21 protein-coding genes and 4 pseudogenes are annotated in these 19,643 nt (G+C 39.6%); 13 read left to right on the forward strand and 12 right to left on the reverse strand.

The genetic code is table 11. The features are described from left to right. Positions 1 to 133: 133 nt before the first annotated feature. Positions 134 to 562, reverse strand: coding sequence for an arsenate reductase (glutaredoxin) (gene arsC / locus NI464_RS14180; protein WP_004647748.1), 429 nt, complete (start codon positions 560 to 562; stop codon positions 134 to 136). 82 nt (positions 563 to 644) lie between these two features. On the opposite strand from arsC, the gene NI464_RS14185 reads away from it, so the two are divergent. From NI464_RS14185 to arsH, 3 genes are read left to right on the forward strand one after another with little or no spacing between them, the layout of a single operon-like run. After that, the gene (locus NI464_RS14185; protein WP_004647747.1) at positions 645 to 959 is read left to right on the forward strand and encodes an ArsR/SmtB family transcription factor; all 315 of its coding nucleotides are present in this window, start codon (positions 645 to 647) and stop codon (positions 957 to 959) included. A gap of 4 nt (positions 960 to 963) precedes the next feature. Next, positions 964 to 2,004 carry an ACR3 family arsenite efflux transporter gene (arsB, locus tag NI464_RS14190; RefSeq protein ID WP_253139190.1) on the forward strand — a complete coding sequence of 347 codons (1,041 nt, stop codon included), beginning with the start codon at positions 964 to 966 and terminating at the stop codon, positions 2,002 to 2,004. 5 nt (positions 2,005 to 2,009) lie between these two features. Then, positions 2,010 to 2,714 carry an arsenical resistance protein ArsH gene (arsH, locus tag NI464_RS14195; RefSeq protein ID WP_026055795.1) on the forward strand — a complete coding sequence of 235 codons (705 nt, stop codon included), beginning with the start codon at positions 2,010 to 2,012 and terminating at the stop codon, positions 2,712 to 2,714. A gap of 77 nt (positions 2,715 to 2,791) precedes the next feature. Here arsH and NI464_RS14200 read toward each other — a convergent pair whose 3' ends face one another. The 6 genes and pseudogenes from NI464_RS14200 to NI464_RS14225 all read right to left on the reverse strand — a co-directional run bounded on the left by NI464_RS14200 (position 2,792) and on the right by NI464_RS14225 (position 5,896). Further along, positions 2,792 to 3,016: an addiction module antidote protein gene (locus NI464_RS14200; RefSeq protein WP_004647743.1), complete on the reverse strand. Its 225-nt coding sequence runs from the start codon at positions 3,014 to 3,016 to the stop codon at positions 2,792 to 2,794. A 317-nt stretch (positions 3,017 to 3,333) separates the two neighbouring features. Beyond that, positions 3,334 to 3,429 (reverse strand): annotated as a pseudogene (locus NI464_RS14205) (plasmid replication DNA-binding protein); the annotation flags it as partial. 39 nt (positions 3,430 to 3,468) lie between these two features. Continuing rightward, positions 3,469 to 3,597, reverse strand: a pseudogene (locus NI464_RS14210) (IS3 family transposase); the annotation flags it as partial. A gap of 183 nt (positions 3,598 to 3,780) precedes the next feature. Continuing rightward, entirely contained in the window at positions 3,781 to 4,065 is a 285-nt protein-coding gene (locus NI464_RS14215; RefSeq protein WP_004647742.1) for a putative quinol monooxygenase, read from the reverse strand. A gap of 20 nt (positions 4,066 to 4,085) precedes the next feature. Then, entirely contained in the window at positions 4,086 to 5,084 is a 999-nt protein-coding gene (locus NI464_RS14220) for a zinc-binding alcohol dehydrogenase family protein (protein ID WP_086044987.1), read from the reverse strand. A gap of 71 nt (positions 5,085 to 5,155) precedes the next feature. Next, complete coding sequence (locus NI464_RS14225) at positions 5,156 to 5,896, reverse strand: SDR family oxidoreductase (protein ID WP_086044988.1); 741 nt, start codon at positions 5,894 to 5,896, stop codon at positions 5,156 to 5,158. A gap of 135 nt (positions 5,897 to 6,031) precedes the next feature. On the opposite strand from NI464_RS14225, the gene NI464_RS14230 reads away from it, so the two are divergent. Next, positions 6,032 to 6,931, forward strand: coding sequence for a LysR family transcriptional regulator (locus NI464_RS14230; protein WP_253139193.1), 900 nt, complete (start codon positions 6,032 to 6,034; stop codon positions 6,929 to 6,931). 50 nt (positions 6,932 to 6,981) lie between these two features. Here NI464_RS14230 and NI464_RS14235 read toward each other — a convergent pair whose 3' ends face one another. Next, complete coding sequence (locus NI464_RS14235; RefSeq protein ID WP_253139196.1) at positions 6,982 to 7,998, reverse strand: zinc-dependent alcohol dehydrogenase family protein; 1,017 nt, start codon at positions 7,996 to 7,998, stop codon at positions 6,982 to 6,984. Beyond that, positions 7,988 to 8,983: a zinc-dependent alcohol dehydrogenase family protein gene (locus NI464_RS14240; protein ID WP_253139199.1), complete on the reverse strand. Its 996-nt coding sequence runs from the start codon at positions 8,981 to 8,983 to the stop codon at positions 7,988 to 7,990. The genes NI464_RS14235 and NI464_RS14240 overlap by 11 nt, the downstream gene beginning before the upstream one ends. Before the next feature lie 468 nt (positions 8,984 to 9,451). Between NI464_RS14240 and NI464_RS14245 the strand changes: the two genes are divergently transcribed. The 4 genes and pseudogenes from NI464_RS14245 to NI464_RS14260 all read left to right on the forward strand — a co-directional run bounded on the left by NI464_RS14245 (position 9,452) and on the right by NI464_RS14260 (position 12,557). After that, complete coding sequence (locus tag NI464_RS14245; RefSeq protein WP_005105873.1) at positions 9,452 to 9,727, forward strand: metal/formaldehyde-sensitive transcriptional repressor; 276 nt, start codon at positions 9,452 to 9,454, stop codon at positions 9,725 to 9,727. A gap of 21 nt (positions 9,728 to 9,748) precedes the next feature. Beyond that, complete coding sequence (locus tag NI464_RS14250; RefSeq protein ID WP_005105874.1) at positions 9,749 to 10,861, forward strand: S-(hydroxymethyl)glutathione dehydrogenase/class III alcohol dehydrogenase; 1,113 nt, start codon at positions 9,749 to 9,751, stop codon at positions 10,859 to 10,861. 228 nt (positions 10,862 to 11,089) lie between these two features. Next, positions 11,090 to 11,921 (forward strand): annotated as a pseudogene (fghA, locus tag NI464_RS14255) (S-formylglutathione hydrolase). 333 nt (positions 11,922 to 12,254) lie between these two features. Next, positions 12,255 to 12,557 (forward strand): putative quinol monooxygenase, encoded by a 303-nt coding sequence (locus NI464_RS14260; protein WP_000920558.1) that lies wholly within the window; start codon positions 12,255 to 12,257, stop codon positions 12,555 to 12,557. Positions 12,558 to 12,642: 85 nt separating this feature from the next. Here NI464_RS14260 and NI464_RS14265 read toward each other — a convergent pair. Next, a pseudogene (locus tag NI464_RS14265) lies at positions 12,643 to 12,977 on the reverse strand (IS3 family transposase); the annotation flags it as partial. A 184-nt stretch (positions 12,978 to 13,161) separates the two neighbouring features. On the opposite strand from NI464_RS14265, the gene NI464_RS14270 reads away from it, so the two are divergent. From NI464_RS14270 to NI464_RS14280, 3 genes are all read left to right on the forward strand, one after another. Beyond that, positions 13,162 to 14,319 carry an iron-containing alcohol dehydrogenase gene (locus NI464_RS14270; RefSeq protein WP_253139202.1) on the forward strand — a complete coding sequence of 386 codons (1,158 nt, stop codon included), beginning with the start codon at positions 13,162 to 13,164 and terminating at the stop codon, positions 14,317 to 14,319. Between the two features lie 85 nt (positions 14,320 to 14,404). Beyond that, positions 14,405 to 15,082: a type 1 glutamine amidotransferase domain-containing protein gene (locus NI464_RS14275; RefSeq protein ID WP_253139205.1), complete on the forward strand. Its 678-nt coding sequence runs from the start codon at positions 14,405 to 14,407 to the stop codon at positions 15,080 to 15,082. A 200-nt stretch (positions 15,083 to 15,282) separates the two neighbouring features. Then, complete coding sequence (locus NI464_RS14280) at positions 15,283 to 16,410, forward strand: alkene reductase (protein WP_253139207.1); 1,128 nt, start codon at positions 15,283 to 15,285, stop codon at positions 16,408 to 16,410. 83 nt (positions 16,411 to 16,493) lie between these two features. Here NI464_RS14280 and NI464_RS14285 read toward each other — a convergent pair whose 3' ends face one another. After that, positions 16,494 to 16,724, reverse strand: a complete 231-nt coding sequence (locus NI464_RS14285) for a hypothetical protein (protein ID WP_005400049.1) — start codon at positions 16,722 to 16,724, stop codon at positions 16,494 to 16,496. Between the two features lie 106 nt (positions 16,725 to 16,830). After that, positions 16,831 to 17,439 (reverse strand): TetR/AcrR family transcriptional regulator, encoded by a 609-nt coding sequence (locus tag NI464_RS14290; protein ID WP_004733176.1) that lies wholly within the window; start codon positions 17,437 to 17,439, stop codon positions 16,831 to 16,833. Between the two features lie 143 nt (positions 17,440 to 17,582). Here NI464_RS14290 and NI464_RS14295 point away from each other — a divergent pair, with 143 nt between their 5' ends. Together NI464_RS14295 and NI464_RS14300 are read left to right on the forward strand one after the other, a co-directional pair. Further along, positions 17,583 to 18,602 carry an NADP-dependent oxidoreductase gene (locus tag NI464_RS14295; protein ID WP_004733175.1) on the forward strand — a complete coding sequence of 340 codons (1,020 nt, stop codon included), beginning with the start codon at positions 17,583 to 17,585 and terminating at the stop codon, positions 18,600 to 18,602. A gap of 16 nt (positions 18,603 to 18,618) precedes the next feature. Further along, a complete protein-coding gene (locus tag NI464_RS14300) occupies positions 18,619 to 19,257 on the forward strand; it encodes a glutathione S-transferase family protein (RefSeq protein WP_004961461.1) in 639 nt (212 codons plus the stop codon). Positions 19,258 to 19,643 lie beyond the last annotated feature (386 nt).

Raw genomic sequence — 19,643 nt, forward strand, 5'->3', positions numbered from 1 at the left:
ATATTTTATATCCAGTCCATGGTGATAAAAACCATCATAAACCAGACATTTTTATTGGTGAGAATATAGACACTTTAAATGGGTTCTAACATATCTAGTTCATATATCAACCATTATGTTAAATGAGGCGGATTTATTTAATCCGCTTACCATTTTCATCGATGATTATTTCACCATCTTCTTTGGTAAAAGCTCCTAATTGAGGCGCAGACAAAATATCTAAAACGAGTTCAGATGGTCTACATAGTTTTACCCCCAGTTCAGTCACAACAAATGGACGGTTAATTAAAATTGGATACTCCAGCATAAACTGAATAAGCTGCTCATCTGTCCAGTGTTGCTGATCCAACTTGAGCGTTTCAAAAGGTTCCACGTTTTTGCGAATAGCTTCACGTACAGAAAGACCTGATTTCTCAATTAAATTAATGAGTTCACTTTTACTTGGAGGGTTGAGAAGATACTCAATAACTTCAGGTTCTTCTCCGGTATTTCGAATTAGCGCCAGTGTATTTCTTGATGTTCCGCACGCTGGATTATGATAGATCTTAACTTTTGATGACATTGGACTTACTCAGGACTTCATAATATTGTATTTATATATGGATATGCGTATATTCGCAATAGCATATATTAGAGTATAGATTATGGATCAAGCAGATTTCTTTAAATGCCTATCTGACCCGACACGTCTAGATATTTTAAAAATTATTTTAGAAAGACAAAATGTATGTGTTTGTGAAATCACAGAAATATTACAACTGAGCCAACCTAAAATTTCTCGTCACTTGGCTTTACTCCGTAACCTTTCAATTTTGCTAGATGAGCGCAAGGGACAATGGGTGTATTACCGATTAAATCCTGATTTACCAGAATGGGTAAATGCAGTGTTCAGTGTTTTGAATGCTGAAATATTAAATAAATCTACGAGCAACTTATCTATCTCTATGCAATGCGAGTAATTCAATGTCCGCATCAAAGCTCTCATTCTTAGATCGAAACCTAACTCTATGGATTTTCATTGCCATGGCATTAGGCGTAGGTATTGGCGTATTTTTCCCTCAAACATCTGTTGTATTAGATCAATTAAGCATTAATTCAGTGAATATCCCTATCGCAATAGGGCTTATTTTGATGATGTATCCACCACTTGCCAAAGTTGACTATGCAACCTTGCCTAAAGTCTTTGAGGATAAGCGTACCCTTACATTATCTCTTATTCAGAACTGGGTCATTGCACCTTGCTTAATGTTTGGCTTGGCCATTATTTTTCTGCACGCCTATCCTGAATATATGACTGGCCTAATTCTCATAGGCTTAGCTCGATGTATTGCGATGGTCCTCGTCTGGAATGGTTTGGCATGTGGGGATAATCAATATGTTGCTGCCTTGGTTGCGTTTAACAGTATCTTCCAGATCTTGTTCTTTAGTACTTATGCTTGGTTGTTCTTGACCTTCTTACCGCCATTCTTTGGGGTAGAAGCACAAATCATTGATGTAAGCTTTTGGACCATTAACCATGCTGTTCTGGTTTATCTAGGTATTCCATTCTTACTTGGTTTTTTAACCCGGCTGATTTTAGTCAAACAGAAAGGTTTGGATTGGTATCAAACTAAGTTTATTCCAAAGATTAGCCCAATCAGCCTTATTGCGCTTTTATTCACGATTGTAGCAATGTTCAGTCTTAAAGGTGGTGAAGTGATTAGCCTTCCTCTAGACGTGCTTAGAATCGCTATTCCTTTGACGATCTATTTTGTTGCAATGTTCTTCATCAGCTTCTTTATGAGTAAGTGGATGGGTAACGATTACCCTAAAACGACTGCTATTTCCTTTACTGCGGCAGGCAACAATTTTGAATTAGCACTGGCTGTAGCGATTGCCACTTTTGGATTAGCTTCTCCTGTCGCCTTCACCACCGTGATTGGCCCATTGGTTGAAGTACCTGTATTGATTGCCTTAGTGACAGTTTCGCTATGGCTTAGAAAAAAAGTGTTTAAAGAAGTATGAATCTAATGAACTTACCAAATATTGATCTTAGTCTTTTAGAAAAACCGACTTTAGAAAAAATTCAGGCAAAAAACCTGGATCATCCACCCAAAATATTACTTCTATACGGCTCAAATCGTGAGAGATCATATAGCCGTTTAGCAGTTCAGGAAGCAGGCCGAATCCTGGAGTACTTCGGTGCAGAAGTTAAAATTTTCCATCCTAAAGGGTTACCTCTTCCTGAGGATGGTGATATGCAGCATCCCAAGGTAAAAGAACTGCATGAGCTTTTAGCATGGTCAGAAGGCATGGTTTGGTGCTCTCCTGAACGTCATGGTTCAATGAGTTCGATTTTAAAAGCTCAAATTGACTGGATTCCATTAGCAGCAGGCGCAATACGTGCAACGCAAGGTAAAACCTTAGCTGTAATGCAAGTGTGTGGAGGTTCGCAATCCTTTAATGCTGTAAATCAATTACGTATTTTAGGGCGTTGGATGCGTATGATCACAATACCAAACCAGTCATCAGTTCCTAAAGCATTTCTTGAGTTTGAGGAAGATGGTCGTATGAAACCTTCTTCTTATTACCGTAGGATTGTAGATGTAATGGAAGAGCTTTATAAATTTACACTTTTAACCAGGGGACAATCAGCATATTTAACTGATCGTTACTCTGAACGTGTAGAAAGTGCAGAAGAGCTTTCAAAACGTGTGAATCAGAAGAGTATTTAGATTTCCTAAAATTAACATCATACACCTTATACGAAATTAAAAAATGGAGCTTAAAACTCCATTTTTAAATAACTTTTTTAAATTGCTAAGCGTAAATTCAGTGCTTTTACAACTTTAATCACAGTATCAAAACTAGGGTTAACATCACCAGAAAGTGCTTTGTAAAGACTTTCTCGGCCTAAGCCTGTATCTCGTGATAATTGAGCCATTCCTTTAGCTTTTGCAATGTTACCTAAAGCCTTTGCAATGAATGCGGCATCGCCATTAGATTCTTCAATACATGCTTGTAAGTAAGCTTGCATATCATCTTACAGTTCTTAGCTGAATATGGAATAGATATGAAACATAAAAATAAATACAAGGAAACAGCATTTGAAAGAGCACAGAAGCAAGCAAAAACTGAATTAATGAACTACCTAGAAACATTTAATTAGGTTTTCTAAAATACATAATACACCTTATACGAAATGCGTTATGATTCCGCTTATAAATCAATCCTGTAGTTCCTAGTTTATAGCCCATCTTCCCCAAGGTGGGCTTTTTTTATGTTTTTCCATGTTTCACGCTTAGTAAGTGAGCAATGTTTCACGGCTTTAATAAGCCCAAGTGAACAATCAAATCAGCCATACGGCTTAAAGAATCGGCTCCAAAAGCCTCTTTTTTCCGGTTCAGGCTCTACGTGTTCAGGAATAGGAATTCGCTTATTCTCGATTACCCAGTTTAGTGTCGCAAGTTGTACATCTGTTAAACTTTACCAATCTGCTTTTAAATATTCAATAACCTCTGTTTTGTATAAGCCATTCACCGTTTCAGCCAAAGCATTATCGTATGAATCACCGGTCGTACCGACTGATGCTCGTAAATTTGCTGCCTCTAAACGATGACATTGTTGTCAAAATGCAGGGTATTGGTGGCTCCCCTCAGGGGCATAATTTGTTGAAGCCTAGGTTACTACTAAAAAATTAAAAAATCTTAAAAAATAGGAGCTTATAGCTCCCATTTTTTGTTAGCTTTCTAAGTCCCTATGTTAATTTGAAGAATACTTCATCATAACGTCCGAATACAGCTATATTTTTTTGATTTCTACAATATCACTTGATTCAATTAGCGATTGGATATTACCAAATAAACTTTGAATATAATCAGACGCTATATGGATATCTAAATCCTCCCTGCTACGCCATTCTTCTAAGAAGAAATATCTACTTGAGTCATTTTCGCTAATATAAAGCTCATATTTCAAGCATCCTTCTTCTTGAAGCGTAGGCTCTATTACACTTTTTAAAAGCGCTTCTAACGTTTCTTTTTGATCTGATTTTGCCTTAAAGTTCGCAATTACTGAAATAGTCATTATTTCACCTTTAATTTGTTTTAGAAGTTTTCTAGTACAATTTTGCCTTTTGATTTACCTGATTCAAGCAACTTATGCGCCTTCTCCAAGTTTGCAGCGTTAATATTGCCTAGATTTTGGTTGAGCGTACTTCTAATTTTTTGCTGGTCAACTAATTGGGCAACCTGTTGCAACAGTTCACCTTGCTTTTCAATATCATCGGTTTCATACATTGAACGAGTAAACATCAACTCCCAATGGATAGAAATAGATTTAGCCTTAAACGGCATAATATCAAATGTTTGTGGATCATCGATCAATCCAAGCTTGCCTTGTGGTACAATCAGAGAAACTATTTGCTTGATATATGTTTCTGTATGATTTGTAGAGAATACGTATTTTGGTTTTGCAATGCCTAGTGTCTCGATTTGTGCATTTAAATCTTTGCTATGATCAATGACATGGTCGGCACCAAGTGATTCCACCCAAGATTTCGTTTCTTCACGTGAAGCTGTTGCTATAACGGTCAGATTTGTTTTTGCTTTTAGGAGTTGGATAGCGATTGATCCTACACCACCTGCACCACCAATAATTAAAATACTGCCAACTTCTGTTTCTGAAATTTGAAACCGATCAAACAGCATTTCCCATGCCGTTATTGCAGTTAATGGCAATGCTGCTGCTTCTGCATTAGATACTGTAATTGGTTTAAGACTGATAATTCGTTCATCGACTGCTTGAAACTCAGCATTACTACCATCTCGGGTTAAATCGCCAGCATACCAAACAGAATCTCCTACTTTAAACGAGGTAACTTTTGAGCCAACTTCAATAATTTCCCCAACGGCATCCCAACCTAAAATACGATTATTTGCTTCAGACGAATTTTTTCTCACTTTGGTATCAACTGGATTCACAGAGATTGCCTGAACTTTTACCAGTACATCACGCTCCTTAAGCGTAGGCTTCGCTTTTTCAATATCTACCAATGAATTTTTAAAATCATCATGGTTATTGATAACATACGATACGGCTTTCATAGATTTGTCCTTAACTTTAAAAATATAGTAAAAATGGGAGCGAGGTGCTCCCATTTTTTGTTATTCAATAATTAAAACTCTTGGCTCGTTGGGCGTAAAACAATTTCATTAATATCTACATCCGCAGGCTGTTCAATTGCATAAGCAATTGCTCGAGCGACTGAGTCAGCTGGTATGGCTTGTTTGTAGAAATCAGTAACAAACTCTGAACTTTCTTTATGAGAAGAACCGAATTTTAGTTCTGACTCAATTGCACCAGGCTCAATAGTAGTCGTTCTAATTGTTCCCCCAACTTCATGACGAAGTCCTTCAGAGATGGCTCTTACAGCAAACTTAGTACCGCTATAAACAGTACCTCCTGGACTAAATACTTTTATCCCTGCAACAGATGCGAGATTAATAAAGTGTCCAAAGTTTTGTTTTTGGAAAACAGGTAGGGTAGCTGCTATACCATAAAGAACACCTTTGATATTAATGTCGATCATACGATCCCATTCATCAACTTTTAGCTCACTTAATGGTGCAATAGACATTAATCCAGCATTGTTTACCAATACATCGATTTGACCAAATGCGCTTAATGCCTTTTCAATAAGTGCTTGTACTTCATGTGGTTTGGTTATATCCATAACAATAAATTCAGCTTGACCACCTTCAGCACGAATGTCGTGAACAATAGCCTCTAATTTTTCAGTACGTCTAGCACCAAGTACAACCTTTGCACCTTTTTTAGCAAGTAAGCGAGCAGTAGCTTCACCTAAACCACTACTTGCACCAGTGATAACAATAACTTTATTTTCTATATTATTCATACAAGTGCCCTTCAACCTATCTGTCAATCATATTTGATGGATTAAGTATTACAGCCTTGATAGGTATAATAAATGAATAATATTATCTTTCAGAATTCCTATTTACGGAATAATTACCATAACACAGGATTGGACATGCAGAACAAATTGGAAATGATGCGTATCTTTTATGTCGCAGCAGAGTCTCGAAATTTTAAAGAGGCAGCAACTCAGCTGGGTATTTCCCCGCAGCTAGTGACACGGGCAATAAAAGAGCTAGAAGAGCAGCGCGGAGAGATTCTGTTCTACAGGAGTACTCGACAAATTAAAATTACCGCTGATGGTGAGCGTCTGGCAAAGCAAGCACGTTTTGCGGTGGGATCGATCGATGCTTTGTTTGTAAAAGACACCAAGGAAAAACGAGATGAAATGCGTGGGACTGTCCGTCTTACTGTGTCGTCTGTGTTAGGGCGAAAATTGGTAGTACCCGCACTAGCAGAATTTGCCACACGTTATCCAGATATTGTCGTGGATTGTGTGCTAACAGATTCACACTCGGATGTGATTGATGAGCGGATAGATATCGGGATCAGATTTGGATTTTTGCCGGACAATCGATATGTGGCAAGGGAATTGGCGAAAGTGAACTTTTATTCTGTGGGTACGCCAGAGTTAATTGATAAGGTTGGAATGCCTAAAAAAATTATTGACCTTGATAAATACCCTCTAACAGCACTAGTCGATCATAAAACAGGGCGTTACTGGCCATGGACATTCACCGAAAGTCGAAGCTTTACGCCATCAAAGCCCCGTTTTATTACAGATGATCTAGAAGCTGAATTTCAAGCTATTCTCGCTGGAGTTGGATTCGGACACATGCCTGGATTTCTAGTTTTGCCGTGGCTTAGGAGTGGTAAGCTCATTCAGATACTTCATGAGGAAACCTCTCCCGTTTGGCGCCTGTATTTATATCGTCCACAGCGGGGCCCGACACCTTTGCGAATCCGAGCATTGTTTGATTACTTAGCGGAAGTGTTGGGCCATATAGAAACCTGAATCAGATGGAACTAACCTTTTTTCTAGAAAGTAGAATTCAGATAAGACCATCATGTATTTAGAGTAACTACAATTTTTCCTATTTGCTGATTTGATTCAAGATAGCGCTGAGCGTCATGCATGTCCTCAAAGTTAAAGCAACAGTCGATCACTGGACGAAGATATCCTGCACCTATACTGCTAAGAATAAATCGTCTGGCTTGCTCTCTTAGAACAGGATCATGGAGGACCTCAAGGAACAAAAAACCTCGCATGGTTAAGCTCTTGCGTAATGCAACTTTAAGGGGAAATGGTGTGATCTCCGGGCTAAGTGCACCATGCATAACCATAGTTCCTCCTATAGACATCGCTTTTGCAATCTGTTCAATATGTGGCCCTCCTACAGCATCGAAGGCGACATCAAGATTTTCTCCACCCAAACGTGAAACAAGCGCCTCATACAAATCTGGTTCATCTTCACTGGCTATAACATTTTTAACACCGAGATCCAGTAAACGTTGCTTTTTCTCTACCGTCTGTGTACTTGCAATGACCTTAGCACCCGCTGCTTCAGCTATCTGTATCGCAGCTAGTCCTACGCTACTTGAAGCTGCTGTGATCAAGATCGTTTTTCCTTTCGAAAGTCCACCAGCATGGATTACACCACCCCAAGCCGTCAAATACTGCATCCAGATTGAAGAAGCTTCTTCCCAGCTTAAACTATCGGGTTTGTGAACTAAAAAAGTTTCTGGAATCAGAAGCTTGTCCGCATATGTCCCATATTTGGCTAGATTGTCAGTCGGAAGAATCGATACTGCATCTCCTGGAGAAAATTGGCGTACACCTTCACCTATTGCCAGAACTATGCCTGCTCCCTCATATCCCAGACGAGAAGGGAATACTGCTTTTTGAATATAAGTACCACGCCGAAACATTACATCAGCCCGGTTGAGTCCGATCGTTTTCATCTGGATTAGAACTTCTCCTGCTGCTGGTAAAGCAACAGGAAGTGTTTCTAATGTCAGAACATCTGTATCTCCAATACTATTGAAGCGCCAAGTCTTGGCCTGAAGTGCGTTAAATGACATCAATCACGACCTTAATATTGGCAGAGCGATCTTGAACAGCATCATGAGCCTCAATCGCTTGGTCTAGAGTAAAATGACGAGGATCAACAAGAGGACGCAGTTTACCTTCCTCAACAAGACGAGTCGCGATCTTAAGGATATCACCATGATGAGCACGGCGATTGCCTGTTAACATCGGCATTAGGACGAATACGCCAGACACTGTGGCACACCGTAGAGATGAACTCGCTAAATTATGATTACCAAATGCAGCACAGCTGGTAATGTGGCCATAGTGAGTTGTCATGGAAAGTGAAGCTTCGAGTACTGGACCACCCACAGTGTCGTAAACAATGTTAAAACCTTGACCCTCAGGGCTTGCAGCAATAATGTCATCGGAAGATGCTGTTGTGTAATCGAGAGGTGTTGCACCGAGTTCTGAAATCAGTGGTTGATCAGCTGTACGACCAGTCGCCCAAACATTTGCATCAAGTGCTTTTGCAAGCTGAACCACCATATAACCAACGCCACCAGCACCACCCTGAACCAGTACAGTTTGCCTTGGTTGGACCTTCGCATTATCCACTAAACCTTCCCAAGCGGTGAGGAACGTCAATGGTAGTACTGCTGCCTCGCGCATAGAGATATTGCGTGGCTTTAATGCGATCAGATCAGCATCTGCTACAACATATTCTGCTAAAGATCCTTGAAGACCACGAACGCCACCTATCAGACCGTAAACTTCATCTCCGACGTTGAAGTGGGTGACACCTTCACCAACAGCAGTTACAACCCCAGCCATATCTGTTCCCAACACGGCAGGAAGCTCTGGCATAGCATATGGTGCTTCACCAAGACGAATTTTATAATCAATAGGGTTTACACCACTAGCATGAATACGTACCAGAACTTGCCCAGCCTCAGGGTGAGGTATAGGGAGTTCTACACGTTTAAATTCATGATCACCAAAATTTTCTAAGATAAGAGCATTCATCATCTTATTCATAATTGTTCCTTATTTTTAACTGGGGGATGATGTGCACAGTACCAAAGTTAATTAATCCAATAAATGATATTTATAGGATTTAATAATTCCTAAATAATGAATAATAAATATCATCCGCTCACTAAAAATATTTTAGTACAGTCTGTAAAGGCGGTTTAACCTAAACTGTTGGTAGTATTTTCAAGGCTTGAAATATTCAAAATATCTACAAAGTGGCTAAAAGTTGGAAACATAATTCTAAAAGGTCCCAGCATTACAAAGAACATGAGCCAAAATAAAAATGGGAGCTAAAAGTCCCATTTTTTTTGTGACTTTCGCATAAGCTCTATGATGTTAATTTAAAAAAAACTAAAAACAGGGATAGAAAATTTTCGCTAAAGAGCTTTTTGATTTTCGATTTATAAAAAATATTGCTTTTTTTATACTATGGGGTACTATAGTATAAATGCTAGCAAATAAGGAGGTCTGATGCCTAATCAGGTTGACGACAAAAAAAAGATTCTTCTACGCGTCAGAAAGATCAAAGGTCAGACGCAAGCGATTGAAAAAGCGTTAGAAGACAATGTGGAATGTGGTGCAATTCTGCAACAAATATGCTCTGTGCGTGGTGCTATTAATGGTTTAATGAATGAAATGTTGGAGGTTCATTTAAAGGACACATTAGTATCAGGTGAAACCACAGAACAACAACGAAAAGAAGAATTGGCTGAAATCGCCAAGATTCTAAAATCATATTTAAAATAGATCTGTATAAGGAATTATTGCATGAAGTCACGTGCTGCCGTTGCGTTTGGTCCTGGTCAACCTCTTCAAATTGTTGAGGTCGATGTTGCACCACCGAAGAAAGGTGAAGTATTAATCAAGATCTCCCATACCGGTGTGTGTCATACAGACGCATTTACTTTGTCTGGCGATGATCCTGAAGGTGTTTTTCCGGCTATTCTCGGGCATGAAGGTGCTGGTGTTGTCGTTGAGGTGGGTGAAGGCGTGACTAGCGTCAAACCAGGTGATCATGTAATTCCACTTTACACCGCTGAATGTGGCGAGTGCGTATTCTGTAAATCTGGAAAATCGAACTTGTGTATTTCCGTTCGCGAAACTCAAGGTAGAGGCGTAATGCCAGATGGCACCACTCGTTTTTCCTACAATGGTCAACCGATTTACCACTATATGGGCTGCTCAACGTTCAGTGAATACACGGTAGTGGCAGAAGTATCATTGGCTAAAATCAATCCTGAAGCCAATCACGAACATGTCTGCTTACTAGGTTGTGGTGTCACAACGGGTATCGGTGCAGTACACAACACGGCTAAAGTACAAGAAGGTGATAGTGTTGCGGTCTTTGGTTTAGGTGGTATTGGTTTGGCAGTCGTACAAGCCGCACGTCAAGCTAAAGCAGGGCGTATTATTGTGGTTGACATGAATCCAGATAAATTTGCGCTGGCAAAAGAGTTTGGTGCAACGGACTTCTTGAACCCTAAAGATTACGATAAACCAATCCAGCAAGTCATTGTCGAAATGACTGGCTGGGGTGTAGATCATTCATTTGAGTGTATTGGTAACGTGAATGTGATGCGTGCAGCCCTTGAAAGTGCACACCGTGGCTGGGGACAATCCGTAATTATTGGTGTAGCTGGCGCAGGTCAAGAAATCTCTACCCGTCCATTCCAACTGGTTACTGGTCGTAGATGGTTAGGTTCTGCCTTTGGTGGGGTAAAAGGTCGTACGCAACTTCCAGGAATGGTTGAAGATGCCATGAAAGGTAAAATTCAATTAGAACCATTTGTGACACACACCATGGGCTTGGATCAGATCAATGAAGCCTTTGATCTAATGCATGAAGGTAAGTCAATTCGTACTGTAATTCATTACGAATAATTCCGTCAGACCTTATACTTTTCCATGCATGTGAATCATGATTGACATGCATGGAATCCTCTAAAACGGCACATCATCTGTAAAACAGATCTATCTATGTATCCATCATGTATAGGTTCAATAAACCTGCCTACATTTTAATTCTTTATCAGTATTCTCTGTGGAGAATGTCAAACTCTTTGTTTGCTCGATTTCTCATGAAGTCTTGCTCAACATAGGTAATTGATTATGGAAATAATTGAGAAACATGCTTCTTTTGGTGGATCGCAAGAAGTGTATCGCCATCAGTCAATAGCATTAAACTGTTCAATGAAATTCTCAATATATCTGCCACCTCATGACAAAGATGAGCGGTTGCCAGTTTTATATTGGTTATCAGGACTGACTTGCAACGAACAGAACTTTATTACTAAAGCCGGAGCACAAAAGTATGCGGCTGAACATAAAGTCATAATTGTTGCACCAGATACCAGCCCACGTGGAGAGGATGTACCAGATCATGCAGATTATGATTTAGGCCAAGGCGCAGGATTCTATGTGAATGCAACACAAGCACCCTGGTCACAGCATTTCAAAATGTATGATTATATTGTGGAAGAGCTCAGAAATCTGATTGACCTGAATTTTCCGACCAATCAAGTCCAAAGTATTATGGGTCATAGCATGGGTGGTCATGGTGCATTAGTAATTGGGTTAAAAAATCCTGAGCTGTATAAAAAGTATTTCTGCTTTTGCACCAATTGTTGCGCCTAGCCAAGTACCTTGGGAGGAAAAGGCTTTCACACACTACCTAGGTGAAACCGAAACTTTATGGAAAAACTATGATGCGATTGAATTAATCAAAAACGCTGAAGTTCATTTACCTATTTTAGTCGATCAGGGAACAGCTGATGATTTTCTTGAAGAACAGTTAAGGCCTAAGCTTCTTAGTGATATTTGTTTGGAACAAGAATATCCTCTTACACTTAACCTAAGAGAAGGGTATGACCATAGCTATTACTTCATTGCGAGCTTTATAGAGAAACATATAGAGTTCCACAGCAAATTCCTAGCTAAATAACTTTCATAGATATGAGGATGTACAATGTTGTTCTTGAGTGCTTCTTGAGCAATATAATTTCCAGATGAAGAGGTCAGGTTATAAATCTAAGGTAGAGTCAATTGATCCTTATATAACTAAGATTGAATTTAATCATCTCATATCTTAATTTTTTGATTCAAATGTTATTGATATTAACTTGAATAAATTCATAGCATTATGTCGAAATAAAAACCTAAATTTTGGCTCAGCTATGGGATGTTTTTTAACTTTTATACAACAAAACTTTCTGACATGCATACATTAGCAATGACAGAATCAGTTTGAATTTTAATCAATTGTGGAGTTTTAGTCATGCTTAAAACAGCTTTATATGTCCGTCTTGAAGCTAAACCGGGTAAAGAAGACGAAGTGGAAGCTTTCCTTAAAGCCGGTTTACCTATTGTAATGGAAGAACCTGCGACAGTTGCGTGGTTTGGCTTACGTCTTGGACCTACAACATTTGGTATTTTTGATGCATTTCCTGATGAGGCGGGTCGCCAAGCGCATTTATCTGGCAAGGTTGCAGCTGCGTTGATGGCTCAGGCCGAAGAGCTATTTTCAGAGCCACCGTCTATTGAAAAAGTAGATGTTTTGGCGAGTAAACTACCAGCTTAAACCGACGCTTAAATGTATGAGGGTGCTGCCTGAAATTTTGAATGAAAGGCAGCACTTTAACGCTTTGAGGTTTGTCAGAGGCTTTTTATTCAAGTTGGGCTACTTTATTTATTGGCTTAATCCCATCATTTAAATGGGTCAATATCCAAAACAGGGCAGGGTAAATATACGAATGCAACTATTTACATGCTTTATATTGAACCAATCTATCTAATTTACTGTCGCATTTGTACATCTGCTAAACCCTGCCAATCTGCTTTTAAAATATTCAATCATTGCTATTTTGTATGAGCCATTCACTGTTTTAGCCAATGCGTTCACGACCATGTCAATAGTCATACATGTTTATACTTTCCATCCAACAATCGCTCGTGAAAATACATCAATAATAAAAGTGGTATAGAACAAGCCTGAATGTGTTTAACCATCACTCAAGTCACAAGATGAAATAATTTTTTTATAAAAATAGACGACTGGTCTATTTTTATGTATAGTTAGCACATGGTGCAGTCAAAAGCCGCAGTGTTGTCCAATTTTTTAAAGTTTATTTGATGAATAACGGTGGTTTTTCAAATCAATTAGCTGATCATCCTAGGATAAAAATATGCTGAATTTTAACTTTTATAATCCGACCCGCATTATTTTTGGTGGCGATACAATAGCTAAAATCAATGACTATGTGCCTACAGAAGCAAAAGTATTAATGTTGTTTGGTGGTGAAAGTGCACGTAAGAATGGTACTTTAGCTGAAGTGCGTGAAGCATTAGGTGCAAGAGAAATTCATGAATTTGGCGGAATTGAGCCGAATCCGAGTTATGAAACACTTATGAAAGCTGTAGAGCTGATTCGTGAACAAAAGATTGATTTCTTGATGGCTGTGGGTGGTGGATCGATAATTGACGGTACTAAATTTATTGCAGCAGCAGTCAATTATACAGGGGATGCATGGGAGATTTTAGAAACCCATGGTAATAAAATTACCCAAGCTTTGCCTTTTGCGAGTGTACTCACCCTTCCGGCAACTAGTTCAGAAATGAATAGCGGTGGGGTAGTAACCAGAAAATCGACCCAAGCCAAATTGTCATTTAGCAGTCCCTATGTTTTTCCGCAATTTTCCGTACTCGATCCGAATAAAACTTTTAGCTTGCCGACGCGCCAGTTGGCTAATGGCGTGGTCGATGCATTTATTCATGTCATGGAACAGTACTTAACTTACCCTGTGAATGCACACGTACAAGATCGTTTTGCCGAAGGTCTATTGCAAACTTTGATTGAGATTGGACCGAAAATCTTGGAAGATTCAGCAGATTATGACACGCGTGCAAATTTAATGTGGGCTGCTAGCATGGCACTGAATGGGCTAATTGGAGCTGGTGTACCACAAGATTGGTCAACCCATTTGATAGGACATGAGCTCACGGCTTTATATGGTATTGATCATGCTCGTACCTTGGCCATTGTGTTGCCCGCCAATCTACAAGTGCGTCGTCAAGAGAAACGAGAAAAATTACTACAGTATGCAGCTCGTGTCTGGCAGATTGTCGAAGGTGATGAAGAACAACGTATTGATACTGCTATTGCTCGTACTCGAGCCTTCTTTGAGCAACTTGGATTGCCGACTCGTCTTAGCGATTATGGACTGGGGGAGACAGATATTGAGATCATCATTACGCAACTTAAATCACACAATCTGACACAGCTAGGCGAACATAAAACTGTTTCATTAGAGATCAGTCGCCAAATTCTCGAGATGAGCATCTAAATAAGCGTATCTGTCGTGGTCACGCCACACGGCAAGTGATCATGCAACAATGCTCCTCAATTCTGAAAATTATCGAAGAAATAACATGAAAATTTTACTCGTTTTAACCTCACATGATCAACTTGGCAATACTGGTAAGAAAACAGGTTTCTGGCTAGAAGAACTTGCTGCACCGTATTACACCTTTATTGACTCTGGTGCTGAAGTTACGCTGGCGTCGCCTCAAGGTGGGCAGCCACCACTAGATCCGAAAAGTAATTTAGCAGATGCACAAACTGACACCACTCATCGTTTTGAAGCTGATCCAACTGCAATGCAAGCATTGGCACAGACGCATAAACTTAGCGAAATTTCTGTAGCTGATTATGATGCAGTGTTTTATCCAGGCGGGCATGGCCCATTGTGGGATTTAGCAGAAGATCCGATTTCAATTTCTCTGATAGAACAGGCGATTCAGTCTGGCAAACCTGTTGCAGCAGTGTGTCATGCCCCAGGTGTTCTTCGTCATGTGAAAGCGAGTAATGGAGCGCCTTTAGTTAGCGGTAAATTAGTGACTGGTTTCACCAATACTGAGGAGGCCGCTGTAGGTTTGACTGAAATCGTACCATTTTTAGTTGAAGACATGCTTAAAGAAAACGGTGGTCATTATTCTAAAGTAGATGATTGGCAAGTATATGTTCAAGTAGATGGCTTGCTGGTTACTGGACAAAATCCAGCATCTTCTGCTGCAACTGCCTCAGCATTACTTCAATTGTTGAAATAAAGAGTAGCTAGTGCCTGTTGTGGTGCTTAGTAGTGAATAAACTTCTAACTCTGAGCAACTGGCTCAATAAGCAAAATAACCCTCACTTAATGGTGAGGGGCCTGAGTGAATAGCTTTCCTTCCTTTATTTTTCTATATACAGGAAGGATGGGTATTTAATGTAGATCAATTAAGTCATGATGACTTGGATACACAGTGAAATGAAAGACAGTAAACTTTTTCAAAATTTAAGCTTAGGCTCTTATGCTTTGCAAAACCGTATTGTATTGCCACCATTAACGCGGTCGCGTAGTACTCAGCCAGGGAATATTCCAAATGAACTGATGGCAACCTATTATCAACAGCGTGCCGGGGCAGGATTTATGGTCACCGAAGGTACGCAAATCGAGCCACGTGGTCAAGGCTATGCTTGGACTCCCGGTATTTACAGCCCTGAACAGATTGCTGGATGGCGTAAAGTGACGGAAGCAGTGCATGCTAAAGGAGGCATTATTTTTGCACAACTTTGGCATGTTGGGCGTGTTTCACATACATCTTTGCAACCCGATCATGCATCACCGGTCGCGCCTTCGGCTATTAAGGCTGATAGTAATGTTAAAGTCTTTATTGAGACCGGGCCCAATGCAGGTGCCTTGGCTGATCCTTCAATGCCACGTGCTTTAAGCAATGCAGAAGTTAAAGAATTAGTGCAACTCTATGCTCAAGCTGCACGCAATGCCTTGGCTGCTGGTTTTGATGGGGTTGAAATTCATTGTGCAAATGGTTATTTGGTAAATCAATTTATCTCTGCACATAGTAACCACCGTGAAGATGAATATGGTGGATCATTAAACAATCGTTTGCGTTTTTTACGTGAAGTAGTAGAGGCAGTTGCTGAGGTGGTTGGTGCAGATCGCTTAGGAGTGCGTTTTGCCCCGCTATTTGAAAGTACAGAGGAAGATCGTGTTTACATGGGGTTAGTTGAAGATGATCCACATGTGACCTATATTGAGGCCATAAAGATACTTGAAGAAGTTGGGATTGCCTATTTATCTATTGCAGAAGCTGATTGGGATAATGCACCAGAACTTCCTCATGATTTTCGTAAAGATGTCAGAGACACTTTCAGTGGTCGGATTATTTATGCAGGTCGATATACGGCAGAAAGAGGGACTCGAATTTTAGAAGCAGGGCTGGCCGATTTAATTGCATTTGGACGCCCATTTATTGCGAATCCAGATTTACCCGATCGCATCGCCAATGGTTGGCCATTGAATGCAGTAGATGCAAGTACTATGTATGGTGGGACGGAAAAAGGCTATATTGATTATCCAGCTTACGCAGATTAATCTCGACTAAGTGAGTTATTTTGCCAACCTTTGTGGTTGGCAAAATAAGAACTTAGGATTGCTGTTGCCAGCATAACTTCTTCTTAAAACAAATTCTTAAAATTTTTTAGCTGTGTAATGAGCCAACCTGCCAGTGGGAAAGAAATTAGTTGCGTTACTGGCACTAATACTATGACTTCAATCAACACCATCATCGGGAAACTTTGATGCTCAGTAATTGGCTTTAATAAAGTGAGTACCAGTAATAGTGTGGGATATAAGCCTAAATAACCAACTAAAATACGAGTCATGAGGCCTTTAGAAGGAGAATTCATTGTGCGCTATACTCATGGATTGTAAATTGATCTAATAGCAACACAATAATAGGTAATCATTGGACTGCTATCATGAATTATTAATTATGTAGTTGATATTTAATTTTTATGAATCTTCACTTTTTAATAGAAATTTAGTTGCTCTCAGAGCTTGATGTAATGGTGTTTTATCTTTTTGCAACTTACTCAGTAATGCTGCACCTAACCACATTTGGTAAAGTACTTGTGCCAAAGTAGAGGCCTCGGTATCTGCTTGGATAGACTGATCCTGTTTTCCCAAATCAATTAAACCAGCAATACGTTGGATTACATCATCAACGCCAGCGGACATAATCGAGCGCATATCTTCAGATAGATCGGCAACTTCTGCGGCAAGTTTCACAATTAAACAGCTATCCGCCCAACCACACTGTGTTTCAGGATCTTCTATCCATAAATTAAAATACTCAATCAGCTTTTGATAAGGGGATTTATCACAACGCCATACATCATTTAAACGGACTTGGTAATTGTCTACATAATGCTGTACCAATTCACATCCGAAAGCTTCCTTAGATTGGAAATAATGATAAAACGAGCCTTTAGGGATTTCACAGCTCTGTAAAATTTCCTGTAATCCTACGCCAGTAAAACCTTTATGCAAAATCAGGTCTGAACTGGTGTTAAGAATGTGTAAGCGCTTCGCTTCAGACTTTTTAATAGGAGTAGGCTTCATATTAATTATTTACTCTATTGTAAAAAATAGACCAGTCGTATTGTTTTTTATTATAACTCATCTACAATGGATGTAAAGAAATTTTAATCACAGTTTTTGATTGTGAAGAAAAATACTTTTAAATAAAACATGGAGTTATATGTGTGAAAACAGTTATTAATCAACGCATCGTTTTAGCTAAACGGCCAGTGGGTGAGCCAAAACACAGCGATTTTCGTATTGAACAAGTTGAGCTCAATGAACTTAAACAAGGCGAGATATTGTTAAAAACCATTTACTTGTCACTCGATCCTTATATGCGTGGTCGCATGAGCGATGCTCCTTCATATGCAGCACCGGTTGAAATTGGCGAAGTGATGGTCGGTGGAACAGTCAGTCAAGTGGTGGCCTCTAAAAACCCAAAATTCAAAGAAGGCGAGTGGGTTCTTTCCGGAAATGGCTGGCAGGGCTACGCAATTTCTAATGGGTCTGCCTGTCAAAGCTTAGGTATGCAACCTGAACATCCATCTTGGGCATTGGGTATTTTGGGAATGCCAGGATTTACTGCTTATATGGGGTTGTTGGACATTGGTCAGCCTAAAGCCGGTGAAACATTAGTCGTTGCAGCTGCAACGGGACCTGTTGGTGCTACGGTTGGACAAATTGGCAAACTTAAAGGTTGTCGCGTGGTTGGCGTCGCAGGTGGGCCTGAAAAATGCCGTTATGCAGTAGAAGAACTCGGCTTCGATGCTTGTATCAATCATCATGATGAAAATTTTGCAGAACAATTACAACAAGCAGCTCCCAACGGTATTGATATTTATTATGAGAATGTCGGGGGTAAAGTGTTTGATGCGGTATGGCCATTGCTTAACTCTGCGGCACGTGTACCGGTGTGTGGTGTGGTTTCCCAGTATAACGCTACCGAGCAAGCACAAGGGCCAGACCGTTTACCGGGCTTTATTTCCACCCTTTTAAAAAAGCGTATTCGCATGCAAGGCTTTATTATTTTTGATGATTATGGCAGTCAGTATCCGGAATTCTATCAGCAAATGTCTGAATGGTTGAAAGACGGAAAAATCAAATATAAAGAGCATATGGTGCAAGGTTTAGATAACACGATCAATGCTTTCAATGGTATGTTGAAAGGCGAAAACTTTGGCAAAGTGGTTGTAAAAATTTAAAAAAATAGGAATTATCATGATCACACTACATCATTTAGATCAATCACGTTCTTTTCGTATTTTGTGGTTACTTGAAGAAATCAAGCAGCCCTATGAGCTGAAACGCTATTATCGTGACTCAAGCACGCATTTGGCCCCTGACTCTTTAAAAACCATTCACCCTTTAGGGAAATCTCCAGTATTAGAATGGGATGGCAAAGTTATTGCAGAGTCAGGCGCAATCGTTGAGTTATTAATTCAGAAACTTGCGCCGCATTTAGCACCAGATATGGATGAATCTACCTATGTCGATTATCTACAGTGGATTCATTTCTCAGAAAGCTCTGCCATGCTGCCATTTTTGTTAAAAACGTTTAATGCGATAGAAACCAAGCAGGGTACGAAGTTGGTATTTCTAGAAAATTATACTCAAGTTGAGTTCGATAAAGTATTTAGCTATTTAAATGAATATTTAAAAGATAAAGAATTTCTAGTCGCAGACCGTTTAACCGGTGCTGACTTTATGATGGGCTTTGGACTACATGCTTTAGTTTATCATATGGGACAAGGTGAAAATTATCCCCATATCCAGCGTTATGTAGCAGGTTTAAGCCAACTACCTAGCTGGCAAGCCGCAGTACAAATTGAACAAAATGGTGTGAAAAGTCAAAAATAGCAAGATTGTTTTTTTAAGGCAATTGAGAAAAAGAATCGTGATTGACAAGTACATCTAGTTATAAAATAAGCTGACACTTATTTAAAGTAGACGCCTAATGAATTTCATCGGGCGTTCTCTATTTTAAAGATAAGGAATTACCATTATTTAAGACAAGTTTCGCCTATTCTTTCACTGCAAATTCCTATCAAAAGGGCTTGAATATCACGACGGTTACGTTGAAAGATATAATCGACTTTTGAAAGAAAAGTGACTAACGCACAGCAAGATTAAATTATTCCTCGGGGTATTAAACAAGTAGGGTGTGTTGACACTTTTAGCTTAAAAAAATAGCGAAGTAGTAAAATCAAATCGCCAAACCCAATTTTACTATTCGCTATGCCTCG

This window comes from Acinetobacter lwoffii (assembly GCF_024129685.1).
Taxonomy (GTDB): domain Bacteria; phylum Pseudomonadota; class Gammaproteobacteria; order Pseudomonadales; family Moraxellaceae; genus Acinetobacter; species Acinetobacter lwoffii_X.